General features: G+C 33.5%; 1 CRISPR repeat array.

Going from position 1 to position 1,105, the window contains the following annotated elements:
* The first annotated feature begins 39 nt into the window (after positions 1-39).
* Positions 40-787: direct repeats of the CRISPR family, unit length 31 nt; unit sequence GTTTCCATTCCTTATAGGTAAGGTACTTACA.
* Positions 788-1,105 lie beyond the last annotated feature (318 nt).

Raw genomic sequence — 1,105 nt, forward strand, 5'->3', positions numbered from 1 at the left:
CATTTCATGAAAGGAGGATTTTTTCATGAAAAATGCAGTGTTTCCATTCCTTATAGGTAAGGTACTTACAGTTAATGCAGTAAAAAAAGGTAAGGATATGTACATTCCTACAGTTTCCATTCCTTATAGGTAAGGTACTTACATCCGACTGGTTATCTAACGTAGTAGAAGTTAGAATATATGATATGTTTCCATTCCTTATAGGTAAGGTACTTACAAAGATAAAGGAGAAGAACAAAGAAAATGGCGAAGAGTTTCCATTCCTTATAGGTAAGGTACTTACTAAAGAGTGCGAAAAAGATGGCGAACCCGTTACAATGGAAGAGTTTCCATTCCTTATAGGTAAGGTACTTACACAGAAAGCAAAGGCAGTAGCTTTTACATTCCTATTGGTGATCGTTTCCATTCCTTATAGGTAAGGTACTTACAAATGTTAATACTACGGTTAATTTTGCAGTCAAAAAGTTTAGTTTCCATTCCTTATAGGTAAGGTACTTACAAAGATGTTGATGGACTGCCAATGGGTTGGGTAGGTTAGTTTCCATTCCTTATAGGTAAGGTACTTACAGAGCAATCTGCAGATCTTCGAGATACTGAAGAAGGAAAAGTTTCCATTCCTTATAGGTAAGGTACTTACGATTTACTGTTTAGAATACGACAGTTATTAGTTGAGACTGAGTTTCCATTCCTTATAGGTAAGGTACTTACAGGTGAGCGCTCATCTATAAAGGGTATAGTAGAAAGTAATGATGTTGGGTTTCCATTCCTTATAGGTAAGGTACTTACAACTGCATTTAAGCCGTTGTGATAGGTAAAAACTCTTGTTTCGATCCAACACCATTGTATTACAGGCAAAAAAGTCTGTCAATCTATTTTTAAGAATGGCTTAAAATATGGCTTTTCAGGGTGTCATGATTGTATACAATCAGCGACGGACTTTTTTGATTTATTATATAAAACGAGTAATTATAAGTATTGCTATAAAAACAAGGATATTAAAGTAAAAATATAGCACTGTTTTGAATAAAATCTGTTTAAAACAGCAATTTTAAATCTAGGAGTACTCTCAAAAATTCAGATATTAGAATATTATAAAAAATTGAGT

The sequence above is a fragment of the Lachnoanaerobaculum saburreum DSM 3986 genome, assembly GCF_000185385.1.
GTDB classification, from domain to species: Bacteria; Bacillota; Clostridia; order Lachnospirales; family Lachnospiraceae; genus Lachnoanaerobaculum; species Lachnoanaerobaculum saburreum.